Consider the following 19,179-nt stretch of genomic DNA (forward strand, 5'->3'; position numbering starts at 1 on the left):
AATAATAACAAGCTCAAAATTGATAATCTGATGGGATAACAACAACCCCTTTTGGTGAAATCACAAACCGCTCTGCATCTTGCTTAGAGTTGACGCCTATTTCAGTTCCAGGAGGGATCACAACGTCTTTATCGATAATACAATTTTCAATATGGGCACCCTCACCAATCACAACGCCCTCGAAAACGATACTGTTGATCACCACGGCTGCATTCTCAACTTTCACTTTGGGGAACAATACTGAGTTTTGTGCTGATCCGCCTTTGATCGCTACCCCATTAGAGATGATCGAATTGATGAAAATCCCTTCATTACCAGCCGGTGAAGATACAGTACGCGCTGGCGGTAATTGCTGCTCATATGTACGAATTGGCCACTCTTTTTGATACAAGTCCATAGGAGGGTAGTATGACAGCAAGTCCATATTTGCCTGATAGAACGAGTCAATGGTTCCCACATCACGCCAGTAAGCATCTTGGCTTACCCGGCCTGCCGAGCCGCCAAACTGATAAGCGTACACCCGCTCTCCATCGATCAATCCTGGGATAATATCCTTTCCGAAGTCATGGCTGCTTTCCGAGTTAAGCGCATCTTTTTCCAAAGCTTCTTCCAACGCTTTCATTGAAAAAATATAGATCCCCATAGAAGCCAAGCAAGCATCTGGGTTATTTGGAATTGCCTGAGGGTTTTCAGGTTTTTCGGTGAACGAATAGACCCTTTGGTATTCATCTATCGACATCACCCCAAAGGCATTGGCCTCCGTTTTAGGCACTTCCATACACGCAACAGTTAAGTCAGCTTCATTATCAACATGTTGCTTAAGCATTGGCTCATAATCCATACGATAGATATGATCACCGGAAAGCACGACAACATATTTGGCTTCACTTCGGGTCAACAAGTAAAGGTTTTGGAAAATCGCATCTGCCGTTCCTTGATACCAACTTTCACCAGTGCGCATCTGCGGTGGTACTGCAGTTATATACTCACCCAATTCAGGATTGAAGATCGACCAACCATCACGTAAATGTTTCTGCAGGGAGTGAGACTTATACTGAGTAAGCACAAGCACTCTACGTAAACCGGAATGCAAACAGTTAGTCAGTGTAAAATCAATGATGCGGTATTTACCGCCAAATGGTACAGCAGGCTTGGCTCTGTGGTCGGTTAATGGTGACAGCCTTGAACCTACTCCACCAGCCAAAATAACGGTAATTGCTTCCTTTTTCATACTCTCCCCCTAGCGCAATGTCAGACTAAGAGTAATGAGCAATATGTAAGCCACAAATAAAAAAACATAAGGCACTGAAAATATTACAATAAAAATACCACAATATTTTACGCACCATATATTGCACCAAAATGGGGAGCCAATTGAGATTGTTGCACAAAAAACGCCCTTTTGGTGTATGACCGCACCAAAAGGGCAACTTATACCCCTAGGTAACCACAAGCACTTTTGCATTACTTAGGAACATTTCAATCAAAATCATTATTGTTATTAAAGCTTTGTCTTGTCGATTCTTTCTTTGAAGAACATTTAAGGGCGTTCACCCGCCGCCAAGCGGCGCTCGATATCAGCAACCACTTCCGGTAAATCCGCAATAGTATCGATCTGGTAGTGTGCACCAGAATGGGCAAAGGCATCGATCGCTTTTACACGTGCACCGGCAAGCGTCGCCTCGTCAGCTTGTTCGAACTCAGACAGGGTCAAACCCGCTTCATTACCCGACAGCAGTAGTGCAACCGTCCACATACCTGCATTTAGGCCTTCTGTAATACCAGGTACAGAGTCATCTACTTTAATGCAGGCTTTCACGTCAGTAACTGCAAGTTCAATCATGTTCTGCAGTACCATGTAAGGTGCAGGACGACCACCAGCAGCAAGATCATCCGTTGCCACAGCACAATCTGGGCTATAACCGTTTTCTTTTGCTGCAGGGATCAAAGCATCAAGCACAACACGAGGGTAACCGGTACACGAACCAATTTTGACTCCCTCATCACGAAGATCATCAATGACCGCTTTTGCTCCCGGGATCAAGTCGGCATGTTCACCAACCTTGGCAATCTGAAGGGGCATGAAAGTTTGGTAGATCTTATCGATGTCTTCTTTTTGCATTGGTTGGCCGAACTTGTCCTGCCAGCGTTGGCTAACTTCAGGCAGCTCCCCAACCGCTTTGATGTGATCCCACTTTCCAAGGCCCATTGGCACACGTGCTTCAGCCAATGAAATATCAAAATCGTACTCGCGGCGGAATGCTTCAACAAAAATAGTGGTTGGCGCGAACGAGCCAAAATCAACAACGGTACCGGCCCAATCAAAAATTACTGCCTGAACTTGCTTAGTCATTTTCTCTTCCTTTTAAATCTCTTTATCTGCTGGCAGCACGTTTGGCGGCCGGCAAAATATCAATAATGGTTTAATAGAGCTTGATTGCTTTTAACTACTGGCTTTGAACTTCACTGATAGCTTGCTCGACCATGTCCATTGCTCGTGCGAGATCTTCTCGCTCTATGATCAACGGCGGACTTAGCTGCAACACGTTACCCTGTGACACTTTAAAACTCATTCCCAATTCAAGACATCGATACATGACTTGTTCGGCTTGTTTCAATGCGCGCTCTTTTGAAGTTCGACAAGTCACCAACTCGACTCCCCAAAGCAAACCAACACCGCGAACGTCACCAATCAGTGGGTATTTCTGTTTCATGCCTTCTAGGCGATCTCGCATATACTCTTCATCTACCTTCACTTTGGCCAGTAAGTTTTGCTGTTCAATCACTTCGATCGTCGCCAGCGCAGCAGCACAGCCTATCGGGGATTTTTCATGCGTGTAGTGACCCAGTGAAACATGTGATGCCGTGTTGTATTTATCTTTGGTGATCATGGCGGCAATCGGCACTACCCCACCACCAAGCCCTTTGCCGATACAAAGGATGTCCGGCTCGATACCAAACTCTTGGTAGGTGAACCAATTTCCACTACGCCCCATACCATTTGGAATATCGTCAATGATCAACATGACATTATGTTTGTCGCAGATCTCGCGGATGCGCTTCCAATACGCTTTACTTGGTACCTGCACATCGGTGTTACGAATACCTTCAGCAATAAATGCACCGATGCCCCCTTCTTTCTCGATCACATATTCGAGGTAATCAGCATAGTGAACATCACTACCGTCATTCGATGGAAATGCACCACGATAGCTCACCGCAGGCGGAATACGCTCAACACCAGCCATTAACGGTCCCATGCCCTCACGGAAGCAGGCTTCACCGCCAACTGAAATGGCATCAAGGGACGCACCGTGGAATGAATCCCACAAAGACACTACCTTGTAGTTTCCAGTCACATAACGGGCAAGCTTTAGCGCCATACCAATGACAGAGGTTCCGCCCGGTGCAAACAGCACCCGATTCAGATCGCCACCTGCGATATCTGTTAACTTCTTTGCGCAATTAATCGCAGTCTGATTGGTAAAACGGCGCGGCGAAAAAGGCAGCTCTGCGAGTTGCTGTTGAATACGGCCGATAACATGGGGATGTCCATAACCCAGCTGATGAACATTATTACCGTGGAAATCCATGTATTTTTTGCCAGCCGCATCTTCTATATAGATGCCACTAGCACCAACCAAAGCGTCCAAACATGGCGTCGACATCGCCTGGTGTAAGAAAACCTTGCTGTCTTCCTCCAGCATTTGCTGCGTTTTTTGATCAGCAATGCTGTTCGTCCAAGCGACACGGGCTGGGGTAATATTGGTATCACCTTCGCTGCGCAGTGACTGATCCGTTAGCGCCGAACCCTGTTGTTGAGATGCCGTTACCTGAGTCATCACAATACCCTTATGCCCAGTACATAGACGTTTCGATCGCATCAATCAGACGATGCATATCTTCATTATGAACATCACCAATGTTACCAATACGGAAACAATCAGCGTTGGACACTTTCCCTGGGTAGATAACAAAGCCTTTTTCTTTCAGAAGGTTATAGAATTTTCTGAAGTCATATTCACCCGCTTCCGGTGAATGGAAAGACGTAATAATTGGAGAGTGCAACGACTTATCCAGCAAGCATTTGAAGCCCAGCTTTTCCATCCCAGCAACCAAAATCTGTTGGTTAGATGCATAGCGTTGGTAACGCGCATCTACACCACCTTCTTGTTGCAGTTCTTGCATTGCCTGGTGGAAAGCGCGGACGGTATGGGTTGGAGACGTAAAGCGCCACTTACCATGGTTCTTCTCCATGCACTGCCATTGATCATAAAGATCCAGAGACAATGAACGGGCGCGGCCTTCGCATTTGTCTAGCTCAGTTTGTTTGGCAATAACAAAGCCAAAACCAGGCACACCTTGGATACACTTGTTGGCAGAACTGATCATAAAGTCGATCCCCAGTTTACCGATATCCAATGGGATACCGCCAAAGCTAGACATGGCATCCAAGATCATGATCTTGTTACGTGACTTAACCACATCGCATACTGCTTCCACCGGGTTCAACATACCCGTTGTGGTTTCACAGTGCACCATTGCCACATGGGTAATACTTGCATCAGCGTCTAAGATATCTGCCACTTGCTCAGCAGATGGCTTCGCAATTTCACCAAGCTCAATAATGGTGTGTTCAATGTTTAGGTACTGTGCAATCTGACCAATACGCTCACCGTATGCACCATTGTTGACCACCAACAACTTGCCGTCTTGTGGGATAGCAGTACCGATAGTTGCTTCCACCGATGCCGTACCGCTGCCTTGCATCAATACACTTGTATAACCTTCAACGTCTGTAGCCAGTTCCACTAACTGTGCGCGGATCACTTCTACAATGTCTTTGTTGTATTCGTCATCCCAAGTACACCAGTCTTTTAGCATAGCTTCACGAACAGTACGGCTCGTAGATAGTGGGCCAGGGGTCAGTAGCAGATATTGATTATCCAAGTTTTCCATTGTCTTATTTCCGAATTGGACTATACCAGATGCGATAAACTATAACGATGTTAGCAGAATGCTGTAAATCCCCTTTCCTTCGAATTAACAAAAGCTTCATATTCTGTTGATTTTCGCTTCTCTCCTTTATTTACTTCTGAGTTTTCACTGTCAAAAAGAACCAATAAAACTGTTAGCAAACTGAAATATCGCAATCATCCAAGTGTCATATTTCATGCCTAGCATCTTCCGTGTCGAAACATTCTGGTACAGACCAAGCATTCCAATTAATACTCATGCTTGGTGACCCAAATATTCATGGAGATGACAAAATGAAAAACCGTTGGATGATTGCCCCTCTTACTGCAATTGCTGCACTTACCGCTTCTTCTGCATTTGCCGCTGAGGAACTAACGGTATATACCGCTTTCGAAACTGACATGCTGGCTAAATTCAAGAATGGTTTTGAGCAAGCTAACCCAGATATCAAAATTAATTGGGTTCGTGACTCAACTGGAATCATGACAGCCAAACTGTTGGCAGAAAAAGGTAACCCTCACGCAGACGTAGTATGGGGCCTAGCGGGGTCTTCAATGGCACTACTTAAAGAAGAAGGTGTACTGAAACCATATACGCCAGAAGGTCTTGACCAAATCCGTACCAACCTTGTTGACCCACAAGACAACAAGGCCTGGTTCGGTAACGATGCTTTCTTCAATGCCGTCTGTTTCAACGAGATTGTTGCCGAGCAAAAAGGTCTATCCAAGCCAGAAAGCTGGGATGACTTACTAAAGCCAGAATACAAAGGCCACATTGCAATGCCTAACCCAGCCTCTTCCGGTACGGGTTACATGCAGGTCTCAGCGTGGATCCAATCAATGGGCGACGATGCGGCTTGGCAGTACATGGAAAAGCTGGATAACAACATTGCCCACTACACCCACTCAGGCTCTAAGCCATGTGTTCAGGCGGGAATGGGTGAAGTCGCAATCGGTATTTCAATGGCTATCCGCGGTGCAACATTGAAGACTCAAGGCGCGCCTATCGATATCATCATGCCAAAAGGTGGCGTGGGCTGGGAAGCTGAAGCCGTTGGCCTTGTAAACACTGAATCTGATGCCGCCAAGCGTCTTGTTGACTGGTCTATCTCTGAAGAAGCGAACAAGCTTTACAACGAGTTCTACCCGGTTGTCGGTCATACATCTATCAACGCTGAAGTGAAGAACTATCCAGATGTGGAAAACGCGATGGTTGAAATGGACTTCGGCAAAATGGCAGTGAGCCGTGAGGATGTATTGAAAACTTGGTCTGACAAGTTTGATGCGAAATCTGAGCCACGTTCATAATTAACGCGAAAACAAACTCATAGTAATTGACAATTCGCTAAGCGTGACGGTAATGCTGTCACGCTATTTTTGTTTTATACCTTATTAAATATGTAATATGTCAATATTCAAATAACAGGTATTAAAGCTGGAAGTAAGGTTGACGAGATGTCATTCCCTCTTGGCTTTCCAGCCCTTCTTGCTGCTCGTTTTGAGCATCCAGCTTCGCCAGTTCTTTTTTCATTTCCGACAGCTCACGTTCCATATAAGAAATATTACGGATCAACATTTTTCTTTCCATGATGCTTTGCCTCAATCAAAAAAATACAAGAATAGAATAAAAGGTCTAGACCTATTTAGAATATCGATTTGACAAGATGAAAACGTGGCACCCTAATCAAATTCTTTTTTAGCATGGCAAAAGAATGCGATATTCAGTATTGGTTAAGTATGAACCAGCGGAATTTTTTTTCCAGAAATTTGCTATCCCTGTAATTTCTTTTTTTCGTAAAGTCCATGTCATTTAACTGTAACTGACTGCAACTATGTTTGGTATATACCAATTAAAGTGAGTTAGAATCATGGAAACGTATCTGAAGATTGAAAATGTCAGCAAGCAATATGGACAGTTTACTGCGCTAAACGACATTTCCCTCGATATTCAAAAAGGTGAATTTGTTTGCTTCCTAGGCCCATCTGGCTGCGGTAAAACGACCTTGCTGCGTGCCATTGCCGGATTGGATCTGGCGTCTTCAGGCAAAATTACCCAAGGCGATAAAGAAACGACTTACCTTGCCCCGGAAAAGCGTGACTTTGGCATCGTGTTCCAATCTTATGCCCTGTTCCCTAACCTAACCGTTGCTGAAAACATCAGCCTTGGCCTACGCAACCAAGGAAAAGACAACAAAACCGTTAGCGATACCGTCAACCATTGGCTGAAGGTAATCGGCTTGCCGGACTCCGGCGTCAAATACCCTAATCAGCTATCCGGCGGCCAACAGCAGCGTGTTGCCCTAGCCCGCGCCCTATCATTATCACCAGGTTTGTTACTGCTTGATGAACCTTTGTCCGCTTTGGATGCAAAAGTGCGATCTCACCTACGTGAAGAGATCCGCCGCCTGCAACGTCAACTGGGCATTACCACCATTATGGTAACCCACGATCAGGACGAAGCCCTGGCGATGGCAGACAGAATAGTGGTGATGAACCATGGTGTTATCGAACAAGTGGGGACGCCGCAAGATATTTACGAAAACCCAGCTTCTCGTTTCGTGGCAGACTTTGTCGGCAACATGAACTTTATTCCAGCTTCTGTAGTGAGCGATAACCAGATCCGCATAGGTGAATCATTACTGCCTAAGCCTTGCGATGAACTCAAGCGTGGTCAACAAGTGGAGTTGGGGCTGCGCCCAGAAGATCTCCACTTCTTAGACATCGGCAAGAAAAGCGATTCTAGCTTCCCTGTTCAAATTGAAGAGTTGGAATTCCAGGGCACCTTTGTCCGTGCCGAGTGCAAACTCCAAGGTGCGTATCAAGGCAACATGCTAAAAGTTGATGTGCCTATCCGCGAGTTGCGCGAACTGCAGCTCGAACGTGGTCACTTCCATTACGTGAACATGTCCAAGAAACACACCCATATCTTTCAAGCGCAATAGAGAGCATGGAAACCGCGATGAATGCAAATACGAATGCCATGTCGAATGTGACGACTAACGAGCGCACGGTAGCACCACGTCCATCAAGCCTGTCGCAGCGCCTAGCTGTTTTCAAGAACTCGCTGAGCCGAGACAACATCACACTCGGTGTTATCCTGCTGATGCTACTGATCATCATGGGGATCTTTGTGCTCGGTCCGATGTTTGCCATGCTGCAAAAAAGTGTGATGGACAACCAAGGAGAGTTCGTTGGCTTGCAAAACTTTGCCAACTATTTCTCGTCACCGGCCCTATGGCAGTCTTTGAAGAACACTATCAATATTGGCTTGGTCGTAACCTTCTTTGTTGGCTTCCTCTCATTTGGCTATGCCTATGCCCTCACCCGCAGCTGCATGCCATTTAAAGGCCTGTTCAACGTACTTGGTGCAGCCCCAATTTTGGCGCCATCGCTCCTTCCAGCTATTAGCCTTATCTACCTGTTCGGTAACCAAGGTATTGCAAAGGATATGCTGATGGGGAACTCGATATACGGCCCAATAGGTATTGCGATCGGCTTGATCTTCTGGACCTTCCCGCACGCGGTGATGATCCTGACCACTTCGCTGAAAACATCCGATGCACGGCTTTACGAAGCCGCCAAGGCGCTCAATACCTCACCGTTCAAGACCTTTTTCATTGTCACACTTCCAGCAGCGAAGTACGGCTTAATTAGTGCGCTAATTGTAGTGTTCACCCTGGTGGTCTGTGACTTTGGTGTACCTAAAGTCATCGGCGGCAGCTACAACGTATTGGCGACCGATATCTTCAAGCAAGTTGTCGGCCAGCAGAACTTCTCCATGGGTGCGGTCACCAGTGTGATCCTGCTTGTCCCAGCCATCCTTGCATTCACAGTAGACCGCTGGGTGAAGAAGAAACAACAAGGGCTGTTTGACTCACGTTCTGTTGCATACACCCCTGAGCCAAACAAGTTACGTGATGGCCTGTGTTTCCTGTTCTGTAGCCTGATTTCGTTGTGTATCTTGGCAGTGATCGGTATGGCTATCTACGGCTCGCTGGTCACCTTCTGGCCTTGGAACCTAACACTTAGCCTGAACAATTATAACTTTGCCCAATTCAGCACTTATGGCTGGGCACCGTACTTCAACTCTATCAAGCTTGCCAGCTATGTCGCGGTGTTCGGTACCATTGTGATTTTCATCGGTGCATACTGTGTAGAAAAAGGCCGTGCCTTCGCCCCTATTCGTAACTTGTTGCAAATGATAGCCATCATTCCAATGGCTGTACCGGGTATGGTGTTGGGTTTGGGGTATATCTTCTTTTTCAACAACCAGGCAAACCCAATGTCGGTGTTATATGGCACCATGGCTATCTTGGTGATCAACACCGTGATCCACTACTACACTGTCGGCCATATGACTGCACTGACAGCGCTCAAGCAGTTACCTGCTGAAGTTGAGGCGATTTCTGCCTCAATCAAGATGCCTCAGTACAAGGTGTTCTTCAAAGTGACCCTGCCGGTTTGCTTACCAGCGGTACTCGAAATTGCGGTCTACATGTTCGTCAATGCCATGACGACCACTTCTGCGATTGTCTTCCTGTACGCAACCAACACTATGCCAGCATCGGTGTCGGTACTGAATATGGATGATGCGGGCCAAACCGGCCCTGCAGCCGCCATGGCCGTGATGATTTTGCTCACCGCAGCACTGATTAAGCTGACCCACGTTAGTACGATTCAAATTATCGAGCGTTACACTCAAGCCTGGCGCAAACGCTAAGGTTTACCCAAACGGTAATAGAAGTATTATAACGTCTATTACCGTTTGTTCTTTTTATACAATCAGTTATAGATTTATCGTTAAGCTGCTAGTGATACAGCTACAGCTAACACCTGTTCAAAGGATATAATGTCAATCCGATTAGCACCCTAACACCAGCTACGTAAAACTAGGGATTAATCGAATTTGCATTTACATAGGGTCAATTGTGCAATATTTAAAAATCATGGAAGCCATCAACGAACAGATTGATGCAGGCCTTCTTGCTGCAGGCAACAAATTACCGGCAGAGCGTAAACTCGCGGATTCATTTAATACCACACGGGTTACCTTGCGTGAATCTTTAGCGCTGCTGGAAGCGGAAGGAAAACTATACCGAGAAGATCGACGGGGTTGGTTTGTATCACCGACGCCGCTAAGCTACGACCCTACCTACACCACCAACTTCCCACAAATGGCTAAGGAGCAAGGCCGATTGGCTCGTACCGAACTTATCGATGCCAAGCTAATGCCAGCCAGCCGACGGGCTGCCTCGCTGCTCAAAGTACCGCCTTTATCGGAAGTATACCGTGTCGATCGCCTGCGTTTTCTAGATGAACGCCCTGTTGTGGTGGTTACCAACTTCATCTTGCCGAAGTATTTTCCAAACTTACTGGAAAAGTCTTTCACCTCGTCATTAACCACCCTGTACCGTGAAGAGTACGGTGTGATCTATTCGAAAACCCGTTACCGGGTCAGTACCACGTCCCTACTCGGTGAAACTGCGCAGCACCTGAGGGCAACCGCAGGCAGTCCAGCCATGTTGGTCGAGCGCCTCAACTACGATCAGCACGACAACGTGATCGACTGTGATTTGGAATATTGGCGTCACGATGCAATTTGTATTGAATCAGTTGCCGAACTATCAAAATAATTTCTTGAGTTAAGAATCAAAACAAAAAAGCCTGAATAACCGATGATATTGCAGCTCTTGCTTATCCGGATATTCAGGCTTTTGAGTTTTAGTGAGGTGTCTTACAGTGACAAAAACTAAACCTTCGAAGTCTGTTTAGGTACCACTTTGGCCTTAGCATAACGATACACCAACCCACCAATGGCCGAAATCATCAGCGTAAAACTCAGCATCACCAAGCCTTTGGTGAGGATTTGCTGATATTCACTCAACATCGGGCTAAGCATTACCCACTTGCCTACCAGCAATAAGATCAAACACCAAATCAATGAGCTCATTGCACTGATCACCACCATACGCCAGGCACTCAGCTTGGCAATCCCCATCAGCATTGGCGTTAGCACCCTGACAAAGGGCACAAAGCGCGAAATGAACAGTGAGAGAAAGCCGTATTTATTGAGTAACCGTCTTGCTTTAGGCAGCGCATCATCAGGAAGCATACGCTCTAGCCAATCTACAAATCGGGTCCGGTGTAAGACTCTTCCCTGCAAGTAGCCCATAAATCCACCAAAGGAGGCAGCAAAGCACAGGGCCGCGACAGTCGTAGGGAAATCTAAGATACCAAGCCCAATCATACCTCCGGCAAACAGCACCAAGCCGTCGCCGGGCAGCGGCAAAAATACAAAACTCGATTCCAATAGCAAGATTAACGTCAGCAACAACAAGAACCATTTCAATGAACTCACTTGCTGTAGGGTTTCAAAATCATGATGCCATATAGCCAATAACATCTCATGCATATACTACTCCAACATGTAACTACCGGCTTTCCCGGCCTGAGTGCTGCCTATGAACTAACAAGCCTAATCAAGCTTGCAGGTTTAATGGCGAGCGTTTCCAAAGATCAAATCCACTAGCATTCGGGAGGCTAGATTCCCATCTTGGTTGAGCCGCATTTCAGCCAAGGTATTTTCGATGTAGTCATTGACTAATACCGATGTATGGCTGAAGGGTGAACTCGGCCAACTGTGTAAAATCAATACAGAAGCGATCGCTATCAGGGCAATCACTCTCCAGTTCAACAATGCACTTTTTACCTGCTGAAAAGCCCAAGTACGTTCCATTGTCATACCTTTATTTTCTAAAGCTCTTATCTCAAAGAGCCTGTAACACGCAGTAGCGATCAAGGAAGCTCAGCTACTGATAAACTCAAATAACTAAAAGTAGATATGAACTAACGACTTAGCCGAAACGGTGACTATAGAGCAGATTCCCCTCTTTCCAGCCGGAAAGACGGGTATGGTTGTGAGGTATGTGCCCAATCCAATGGGATTGCAGGGGTGGCAATACCGTAGGCATCAAGGCATCGGATAAATATGAAGGGGGATGAAATTCAAATACAAGGGAAAAGGCTGGTTTGACGCCCATCCCCGCATAGTGATCAACGCTTTTTATCCGCCTTAGCGCATTAAAGAAGTAGGCCTCATGGCCTTCATCAAAGGCAGAGCGATCGTCGTCCTGGGTAATGGTTACCACATTTGTGGTTTGAACAGGCCACTGCCATGGAGCCCCGATTGGCTCACTTAAATGGCTTAACTGGCTTAGCTGGGTTGAGTGGCCTAAGTAATCAGTAGCAACAAACGGGCTTGTCACCTTGTCATTAAACGGCTCAATAGGCTGCGCTATCGCAGTGTTTACACACCACAATAAAACAAGCAGACAAATTGTGTAGAGACGCCTAATCAACATACAACTTACCAATATGGACACCCAGAACATTATAATCTGCGACTGTAAACTGGGAAGCGTTAAATAGCAGGTTGTGTTACAAGTTATGTCTTTTTAAACAAGTTACTTGGCTATGATCAAATAAAGAGCCCTTAGGCTCTTTACCTATTTTCACCAGGTGAGAAAGAGCAAGCCGCCTTACCCTTTGTCGGCTTTACCAGCCGCATCGGCAAATTTAGCCAATTGCTTATCCAGCCATGAAGGCTTTAGGCCAGCATCTTCCGCAGCTTCTTTACGACGAATGGCATTGCGCACCATCATTGCACCAGTCCAGCGAATAGGCTCTGGCGGGAAGTACCCTTTCGGGCCAGATACCAGACCGCACTCGGTCCATTCGTTTTGCTGCTCTAGCACCATTGACGATAAAATTTTACCGCCAATCCAGGTCTGCGCGACGCCGTTACCGGAATAACCCAAGCCGTAGACAATGTCTTTATTCTGCTTAAGCTGACCGAAAAACGGCATTCCGGTTACCGAGCGATCCGACGCCCCGGTCCATGTGGTGGAAAATGATTGATCCGCCAACGATGGGAAGAACCGGTCAAATGAGCGCCGTAGTAATGGCTGGTAGCGGCTAGGCTGATCAAACACCTTACTGATACGGTTGGCAAATGAGAAATGGTTGCCTCCTTTGCCCAGCATCAGTCTACCATCAGGTGTTGAACGGTAATAATGGACAAAGGTACGCGAATCCACGACAGTCTTGCCGTCTTTCAGTCCCATCGCGTCTAGCTTTTCTGGCACTGGCTTGGTGATCGCCATATCAGAAGAAACTAATACCACGCTGCGCTTGAACTCAGGAAACTGCTCTAGCATCCACGCATTAAGAGCCAGCACCACTTTCTTGGCAAAGATATCCGCTTGCGGGGTGGTAATAGTAATGGGGATTTCGGTATTGATATTTTCCATCGGGGTATTTTCATAAACCTTTACCCCTAAATGTTCGGCAACACGCTTTAGGCCTCGAGCAAGCATCGCTGGCTGAACGCTGCCCGCTGCTGGTGAAAAATAGCCTTCACTATGGACAGAGGAGCCCGCATCAAGCTGGACCTTGTCTTTTTCCCACGCTTGCCAGCTATTGATATCCTGCTTATCCAATGCAGCAAGGACACCTTCCATCGAACCTTCTTGGGCGCTGTTAGTGGCTGTATATAACGTACCATGGCGACGAAGCTGGGCATCGATGTCGTGCTCTTTACAGAACGCTTCTATTTCATTGATGGCTTGCTCTGAGGCAGAAACCAACTTGGCGGCTTTCTCTTCACCATAGAGCTTTTTCATCGATAGGTATTTTGTCGACCAGGTAAGCATGCAGCCACCGTTACGGCCAGAAGCCCCGCAGCCACACAGCCCTTTGTCGATCACAACGACATCCAACTCTGGCTGCTGTTGCTTGAGATTAATGGCAGTCCACAGACCGGTATACCCGCCACCGACGATACAGACATCGGTTTGGATATCATTTTGTAGCACATTGGGTTGAGTTGATACTTCAACTCCCATAGCCTGAGCAAACCAATATGGCTGGAAGTTATCATTGTCCTTAAGCATTATTCACCACCTAATTTGGTATAGACCAAAGTTATAACGATAAATTAGCGTCCATCTGTGAAGGCTTTATGACAAAAACTCTAATCTGACAATTTTTGATTTCTAGCCAGGTATTGTACCGATTTCAACGCTATTCCAGCCTTATTCCATCTCTTTTCACAACCTAATTAAATTTTTTAAATCAACACCTTGAATTAAGTTATGCATAATGAATTTATTTTTTATGTTTTCGGTGTAAATTATCACTAGCGCATTGTGAAATTTGCTTTTAGAATGCGCCTGCTTTGGGGAGTAGTCACCAACTGTTCGTCTGTCGTCATCTCGAAGCCTTATGCTTCCGGCAGCCGAGGGTGGATTTGTAGCACTCGCTCTACACCATCCTGACGAGACCAACGCCATTAATCATGCACATCCGTGCAGGGTCATCTTTATTTGCCTAAACGCAAAGAGATAGCCCGTGACATTAATGCGCGAAAGGTCTGGCTTCCCCTGATCCTGTCCCTTTCGCGCACTCGATCGTGAAAGGAGAAATCTATGAGCCTTTTGAGCTATGAAGGGTTCGCTGTTCTAACCATCTTTATGTTGGCGTTGGACTTATACCAAACCCGCGGTGGCAAGGTCACCATAAAAAAAGCCGCTCTTTGGAGTGTGTTTTGGGTTGTGTTGGCTTTAGCCTTCAATGTGGTGATTTACCTATACTGGCCGCTGATGGCGCCAGAGAGCAGCTATACCAACAGTGAAGCAGCAACGGCTTTCCTTACCGGCTATTTGCTCGAGAAATCTTTGAGTGTCGACAACTTGTTTGTCTTTGCTTTGATTTTCAGCCAATTTGCCGTGCCTGAATCGATTCGCCCTCGGGTGCTGATGCTGGGTGTTGTGGGTGCGTTGATCTTGCGTGCAATCATGATTGCTGTAGGTGCAGAGCTACTAACCCAGTTCCACTGGATCTTGTATGTGTTCGCAGCATTCCTGCTGTACACCGGTTACAAACTATGGCGTGAAGACGAAGAAGAACAAGAGGACTTTTCCCAGTCACTGCCTGTGCGCTTGGTGAAAAAGTGCTTCCGGGTATCTGATGAATACAAGGGCCATAAGTTCTTCGTCAAAGACAGCAAGGGCTGGATCGCGACGCCACTGTTGATTGTGATCGCAGTGATCGCGCTGACCGATGTGATGTTCGCACTGGATTCTATCCCGGCGATCTTCGCCGTTACCAAAGAGCCGTTCCTGGTGATGACTGCTAACGTGTTCGCACTACTTGGTTTGCGTTCGCTGTACTTTGTACTGGAAGGTATGCTGACCCGTTTCTGTTACCTACGCCCAGCATTGGCGTTCATCTTGAGCTTCATTGGTATCAAGATGCTGTTGATGGAAACCAGCTACGCGATCCCAACACCGGTTTCCTTGGGTGTGATCGTACTGACCATCAGCGCAGCGATTGTCGGCTCACTGTGGAAAACACGCGAGCTGAAAGTGTCATAACGATTTAGATATTGCTAAACCTAAACCGCTCACTATTTAGTGAGCGGTTTTTTATCGGCTTAGAGGATCGACATTGATCAGTTCAATTCATGATCCCTAATGTCTTTGTATACCACCCCACCTTTGATCACCACTTTGATGTTATCGGCGTTAGCCAGAATATCGAGGTCAGCCACTGGGTTACCCTCGACGAATAGCATATCTGCAAATGCGCCTTGGCACAGAACCCCTAGCTTGGCCTCTGGGTATGGGTCTAGCAAACCAGACATTTTCAGCAACTCACCAGTGTCTGATGTAGCCTGCTTGATCCCCCTATATGAGCCGAAATACTTCTTGCGTGCCGAGAACTCCATATTCTGCTTGGCATGAACTTCCGGCGTCCCCACCAAGTCGGTGCCAAAAGCACATTTCAGGCCGTATTTGTCCACCAGCTCAGCCTGCTTGAGCAAGCCTTTACCGACACGTTCCGTCTTCTGGTATAAGATTTCGCTCCCCAAAGGGATCTTGCGATTGGCAATCAGCTCTGCAGTCGCGTATTGCGGCACTACCCATACATCCTTATCGAGACACATGCTGGCGACTTCGTCATCCATGAAAGTGGCATGCTCAAGTGACTTCACCCCTTCCTCGACAGCAATTTTCATTGCTGGTTGAGCATGGATATGGCTGCAAACATACGATCCATAATTGGTTACCGTCTCAATGATGGCTCGTAGCTCATCGCGGGTATATTGGATCGTATCTAGCGGGTCAAACAAAGATGAAGCGCCACCTCCGCCGAAGACTTTGATCTGCGACGCACCTTTGAAGATCTGATCACGGGTACGCTTCAGGCATTCTGGCACCCCATCAGCCAAGATCAGGTGCTGCTGGCGCATAAAGCTGGAATCTTCAATCCCCTGGTTGAAGTTCGAGCGCTGTACCCGGTTCTGACGATAATCCGCATGACCACAAGTTTGGGAGATCCCCGCATAGCTAGGATAGATCCTCGGCCCCGGAACAAAACCATTATCAATACTTTGCTTTAGGCCATAACAGTTGCTGCCGACATCGCGCACCGCAGTAAAACCGCGCTCAAGCATCTCTTTTGCAATCACGGTCGAGCGGATAGCGACCTCTTCCGAGCTCATCAAATCTATCTTGTCGAAACTGTCAGACAGCGCGATATGCGTATGGGCATCAATAAGCCCAGGAATCACCGTGTAGCCGGCGGCATCAATGGTTTGATCAACCTCTTCGAGCACGGCTTCAAACTGATAAATTTTAGTGACTACACCATCTTCCACCAGCAAGCTGCAATCATGGCGCAACGCTTCGTTCTCACCGTCAAACAAGGCGGCATTTTTGACTAATACTTTCATCTCTTTTCCTATCTCAGACAATTAACACCCACAACTTACAAGTGATATTCAACATTCAGCATGCTCAACCGCCTTGGTTTGTGCCTGCTGGTCCTCCTGGTTGAAAAGCCCACGCTCAATTTCAAATGCCGCGATGATCCGCTCAGCAGAGCTGTCGATATCCTGCTGGTCGGTATGGCAGCTCAACACCGAGAACAGCATGGTTTTTAACCCTTTGTAACCAGAAGTAGATGGATAGCAGAAGCCTTCCTGCTGCAAGCGGTGCACCACACGCTCAGTGAGCAGGTTGCGTTGTTCCTCGTTGCCAGTGCCGAATTGCGCTGAGAAGCGGTTAGACACCACATCATTGAGGATGGTGATCCCCTCTACTGCCCGTAACTTATCGGCCATGCGCTGGGCAAGCTCACAACAGTTATCAAGGTGCTGGGCAATACCGGACTTACCCAAAGCTTTAATTGCCGCATAAACCGGCACCCCACGGGCACGTCGTGATGCCGAAATACCAAAGTTAATCGCGTTACGATCCGGCTTGGCCATAGCATCATTGAGGTAGTCACCCATGTTGCTGCCGCCCATGGCACATGCCAGTGCCGACGCATCTTTTACAATGACCAGTCCACAGTCATAAGGCATGTTGAACCACTTGTGACCGTCGGTATCGATGGAATCCACCCGCTCGATCCCTTTAACAAGGTGCTTTTGCTTGTCACTTGCAGCCGCCCAAAGTCCAATCGCTCCATCTACGTGCAGCCACGCATTCGGATGGCTTTCAACAGCATCTGCCAGTGCATCAAACGGGTCGAAGGCACCTGAGTCGATACAGCCGGCTTGCGCACAAACCAGCGTTGGCCCGTCGCAACGAGACAATACCTCCGGGATATGATCGGCGATGATCCTCAAGTTTTTGTCAGTCGGAATAGTATGGATATCTTCAAGGCCAACCCCGATCATCGACAGGGCTCGCTTGATCGTAGAATGGATCTGATCGCTCACCACAACTTGAATACGCGGAGCACCATAAAGTCCTTGTTTTGCGACGTCCCAACCGGCACGCTGCAGCAAAGTATTACGAGCTGTGATCAATGCGGTATAGATGGCTTCCTGTGCCCCTGAGGTAAAACCTAGCCCCGCATTTTTTGAAAGGCCAAGCAACTCCAATACCCACTCTGCAGCCGTCTCTTCAACAATTGCCATTGAAGGGCTGGAAACATAATAAGGGACATTCTGATCCCATGCGCTGACCAACCAATCGGCTGCCATGGAAACCGGGAAAGAACTGCCAATGGCGTAGCCAAAAAATCGTGAGCCCCCTGAGCCAATCAACCCTTGCTCAACATTAAGGGCGAGCTGGTTGAGCACGGTATCGGGACAAGTCGAAGTGAGAGGTAACTCGCCGCCGATGGACTGGCGCAATGTATCGGATGTCACATGCTTATCAACCGGACGCTCAGGTAATGACTCTAGGTAAGCCACAGCGTGATCAAATGATTGGTTAAGTAATTGACGGTATTGGTTAAACTGATGAGACATAGCACAGCTCCTCTTCGTTTTCGGCTATGCCACTACGTTACTTCTACTATCACTCTGTTATTTATCAATTCGCGCCAAAAAAATTTAAAGCCAGCTAAAGCGACAAAATATATCCCTATTTAAATCAGTTAATAACAGTTCTAATAAATTATATGCGTACTTCCTTAAACACCACTGCTTGAGTAGTGTCGTTCGTTTTTACTTCACTCACTATTTCAAACTGCTGCCCGGTTACCGACAAAATCGAGCTAAGTGCAGGTATCAGGTATTCCTGTTTGATACTGCTGAAATATGTCTCGCTGTTGACTGCCAATAATTGCTCGAGCCTAAGTCTTTTAATGGTTTTTATATCAGTATTGTCAGGGCGACTGACGAGCTCGCAATATAGGGCGATACAACCAACGCTATTCGTTTCAATTAATGACAGTAAACTTGGCAGCCTTCGAACTTGCTCTTCAATATCATTTACGATGTGTTCGTTGAAAGTGATGGTGGCCTTACTATCTAACCCCAAAGCAGAAGAGATGAACATGTCCACCGAAAGGGCAGCAAAAACCGCTTGGTGATAACGGTTAATTTTATCAGCAAGTATTTGGCTTGTAATACGATCAAGCGCAACATCAAACCGCTGCCGCTTGTGATCCATGCTGACATCTGGACTCAGGCAACGAGCAAATTCGCCAAACTCAACGGTTCCTGCACTGCCATTGTAGTTTCTCAGCGCCAACAGGAACAGAGCAGCAATATCAAGATCAAAGTCAGTAAGTTGAACAGGCAGATCAAACAAACGGTCAGCCATAGCAGCCTCCTCTAGCACCAGTTATGAGGATAGAGAGCAGCCAGAGTTAAGGTTGTATTGAATGTGGGGCGATCTTGGAT

At 47.0% G+C, this 19,179-nt stretch carries 17 protein-coding genes; 5 read left to right on the forward strand and 12 right to left on the reverse strand.

The features are described 5' to 3' along the window. Positions 1 to 13: 13 nt before the first annotated feature. From glgC to phnW, 4 genes are all read right to left on the reverse strand, one after another. Positions 14 to 1,231 (reverse strand): glucose-1-phosphate adenylyltransferase, encoded by a 1,218-nt coding sequence (gene glgC, locus ACXAD4_RS10160; protein ID WP_475241097.1) that lies wholly within the window; start codon positions 1,229 to 1,231, stop codon positions 14 to 16. Positions 1,232 to 1,540: 309 nt separating this feature from the next. Then, complete coding sequence (phnX, locus tag ACXAD4_RS10165) at positions 1,541 to 2,353, reverse strand: phosphonoacetaldehyde hydrolase (RefSeq protein WP_475241099.1); 813 nt, start codon at positions 2,351 to 2,353, stop codon at positions 1,541 to 1,543. A 94-nt stretch (positions 2,354 to 2,447) separates the two neighbouring features. Then, positions 2,448 to 3,842, reverse strand: a complete 1,395-nt coding sequence (locus ACXAD4_RS10170; protein WP_475241100.1) for an aspartate aminotransferase family protein — start codon at positions 3,840 to 3,842, stop codon at positions 2,448 to 2,450. A gap of 10 nt (positions 3,843 to 3,852) precedes the next feature. After that, complete coding sequence (gene phnW / locus ACXAD4_RS10175; RefSeq protein ID WP_475242753.1) at positions 3,853 to 4,950, reverse strand: 2-aminoethylphosphonate--pyruvate transaminase; 1,098 nt, start codon at positions 4,948 to 4,950, stop codon at positions 3,853 to 3,855. A gap of 320 nt (positions 4,951 to 5,270) precedes the next feature. Between phnW and ACXAD4_RS10180 the strand changes: the two genes are divergently transcribed. Next, positions 5,271 to 6,284: a putative 2-aminoethylphosphonate ABC transporter substrate-binding protein gene (locus ACXAD4_RS10180; RefSeq protein ID WP_475241101.1), complete on the forward strand. Its 1,014-nt coding sequence runs from the start codon at positions 5,271 to 5,273 to the stop codon at positions 6,282 to 6,284. Between the two features lie 121 nt (positions 6,285 to 6,405). Here ACXAD4_RS10180 and ACXAD4_RS10185 read toward each other — a convergent pair whose 3' ends face one another. Then, entirely contained in the window at positions 6,406 to 6,564 is a 159-nt protein-coding gene (locus ACXAD4_RS10185; protein ID WP_475241103.1) for a hypothetical protein, read from the reverse strand. A 280-nt stretch (positions 6,565 to 6,844) separates the two neighbouring features. Between ACXAD4_RS10185 and ACXAD4_RS10190 the strand changes: the two genes are divergently transcribed. The 3 genes from ACXAD4_RS10190 to phnR all read left to right on the forward strand — a co-directional run bounded on the left by ACXAD4_RS10190 (position 6,845) and on the right by phnR (position 10,609). Further along, complete coding sequence (locus tag ACXAD4_RS10190) at positions 6,845 to 7,918, forward strand: putative 2-aminoethylphosphonate ABC transporter ATP-binding protein (protein WP_475241104.1); 1,074 nt, start codon at positions 6,845 to 6,847, stop codon at positions 7,916 to 7,918. A 38-nt stretch (positions 7,919 to 7,956) separates the two neighbouring features. Beyond that, a complete protein-coding gene (locus ACXAD4_RS10195; RefSeq protein WP_475242754.1) occupies positions 7,957 to 9,696 on the forward strand; it encodes a putative 2-aminoethylphosphonate ABC transporter permease subunit in 1,740 nt (579 codons plus the stop codon). A gap of 208 nt (positions 9,697 to 9,904) precedes the next feature. Continuing rightward, positions 9,905 to 10,609 carry a phosphonate utilization transcriptional regulator PhnR gene (gene phnR, locus ACXAD4_RS10200; protein WP_475241105.1) on the forward strand — a complete coding sequence of 235 codons (705 nt, stop codon included), beginning with the start codon at positions 9,905 to 9,907 and terminating at the stop codon, positions 10,607 to 10,609. 116 nt (positions 10,610 to 10,725) lie between these two features. On the opposite strand, the gene ACXAD4_RS10205 is transcribed toward phnR, so the two are convergent. From ACXAD4_RS10205 to ACXAD4_RS10220, 4 genes are all read right to left on the reverse strand, one after another. Continuing rightward, on the reverse strand, positions 10,726 to 11,388 hold the full coding sequence (locus ACXAD4_RS10205) for a DedA family protein (RefSeq protein ID WP_475241106.1): 663 nt from the start codon (positions 11,386 to 11,388) through the stop codon (positions 10,726 to 10,728). A gap of 81 nt (positions 11,389 to 11,469) precedes the next feature. Continuing rightward, a complete protein-coding gene (locus ACXAD4_RS10210) occupies positions 11,470 to 11,712 on the reverse strand; it encodes a hypothetical protein (protein WP_317521655.1) in 243 nt (80 codons plus the stop codon). Positions 11,713 to 11,830: 118 nt separating this feature from the next. Then, entirely contained in the window at positions 11,831 to 12,337 is a 507-nt protein-coding gene (locus ACXAD4_RS10215; protein WP_475241108.1) for a hypothetical protein, read from the reverse strand. Positions 12,338 to 12,514: 177 nt separating this feature from the next. Beyond that, complete coding sequence (locus tag ACXAD4_RS10220) at positions 12,515 to 13,927, reverse strand: FAD-dependent oxidoreductase (RefSeq protein WP_475241109.1); 1,413 nt, start codon at positions 13,925 to 13,927, stop codon at positions 12,515 to 12,517. A 534-nt stretch (positions 13,928 to 14,461) separates the two neighbouring features. Here ACXAD4_RS10220 and ACXAD4_RS10225 point away from each other — a divergent pair. Next, entirely contained in the window at positions 14,462 to 15,409 is a 948-nt protein-coding gene (locus ACXAD4_RS10225) for a TerC family protein (protein WP_475241111.1), read from the forward strand. 77 nt (positions 15,410 to 15,486) lie between these two features. On the opposite strand, the gene ACXAD4_RS10230 is transcribed toward ACXAD4_RS10225, so the two are convergent. From ACXAD4_RS10230 to ACXAD4_RS10240, 3 genes are all read right to left on the reverse strand, one after another. Further along, complete coding sequence (locus ACXAD4_RS10230; RefSeq protein WP_475241112.1) at positions 15,487 to 16,770, reverse strand: metal-dependent hydrolase family protein; 1,284 nt, start codon at positions 16,768 to 16,770, stop codon at positions 15,487 to 15,489. A gap of 48 nt (positions 16,771 to 16,818) precedes the next feature. Beyond that, positions 16,819 to 18,300, reverse strand: a complete 1,482-nt coding sequence (locus ACXAD4_RS10235; RefSeq protein WP_475241113.1) for a pyridoxal phosphate-dependent decarboxylase family protein — start codon at positions 18,298 to 18,300, stop codon at positions 16,819 to 16,821. A gap of 148 nt (positions 18,301 to 18,448) precedes the next feature. Then, positions 18,449 to 19,099 carry a hypothetical protein gene (locus ACXAD4_RS10240; protein ID WP_475241114.1) on the reverse strand — a complete coding sequence of 217 codons (651 nt, stop codon included), beginning with the start codon at positions 19,097 to 19,099 and terminating at the stop codon, positions 18,449 to 18,451. Positions 19,100 to 19,179 lie beyond the last annotated feature (80 nt).

This window comes from Photobacterium sp. AWH4_225, assembly GCF_056158405.1.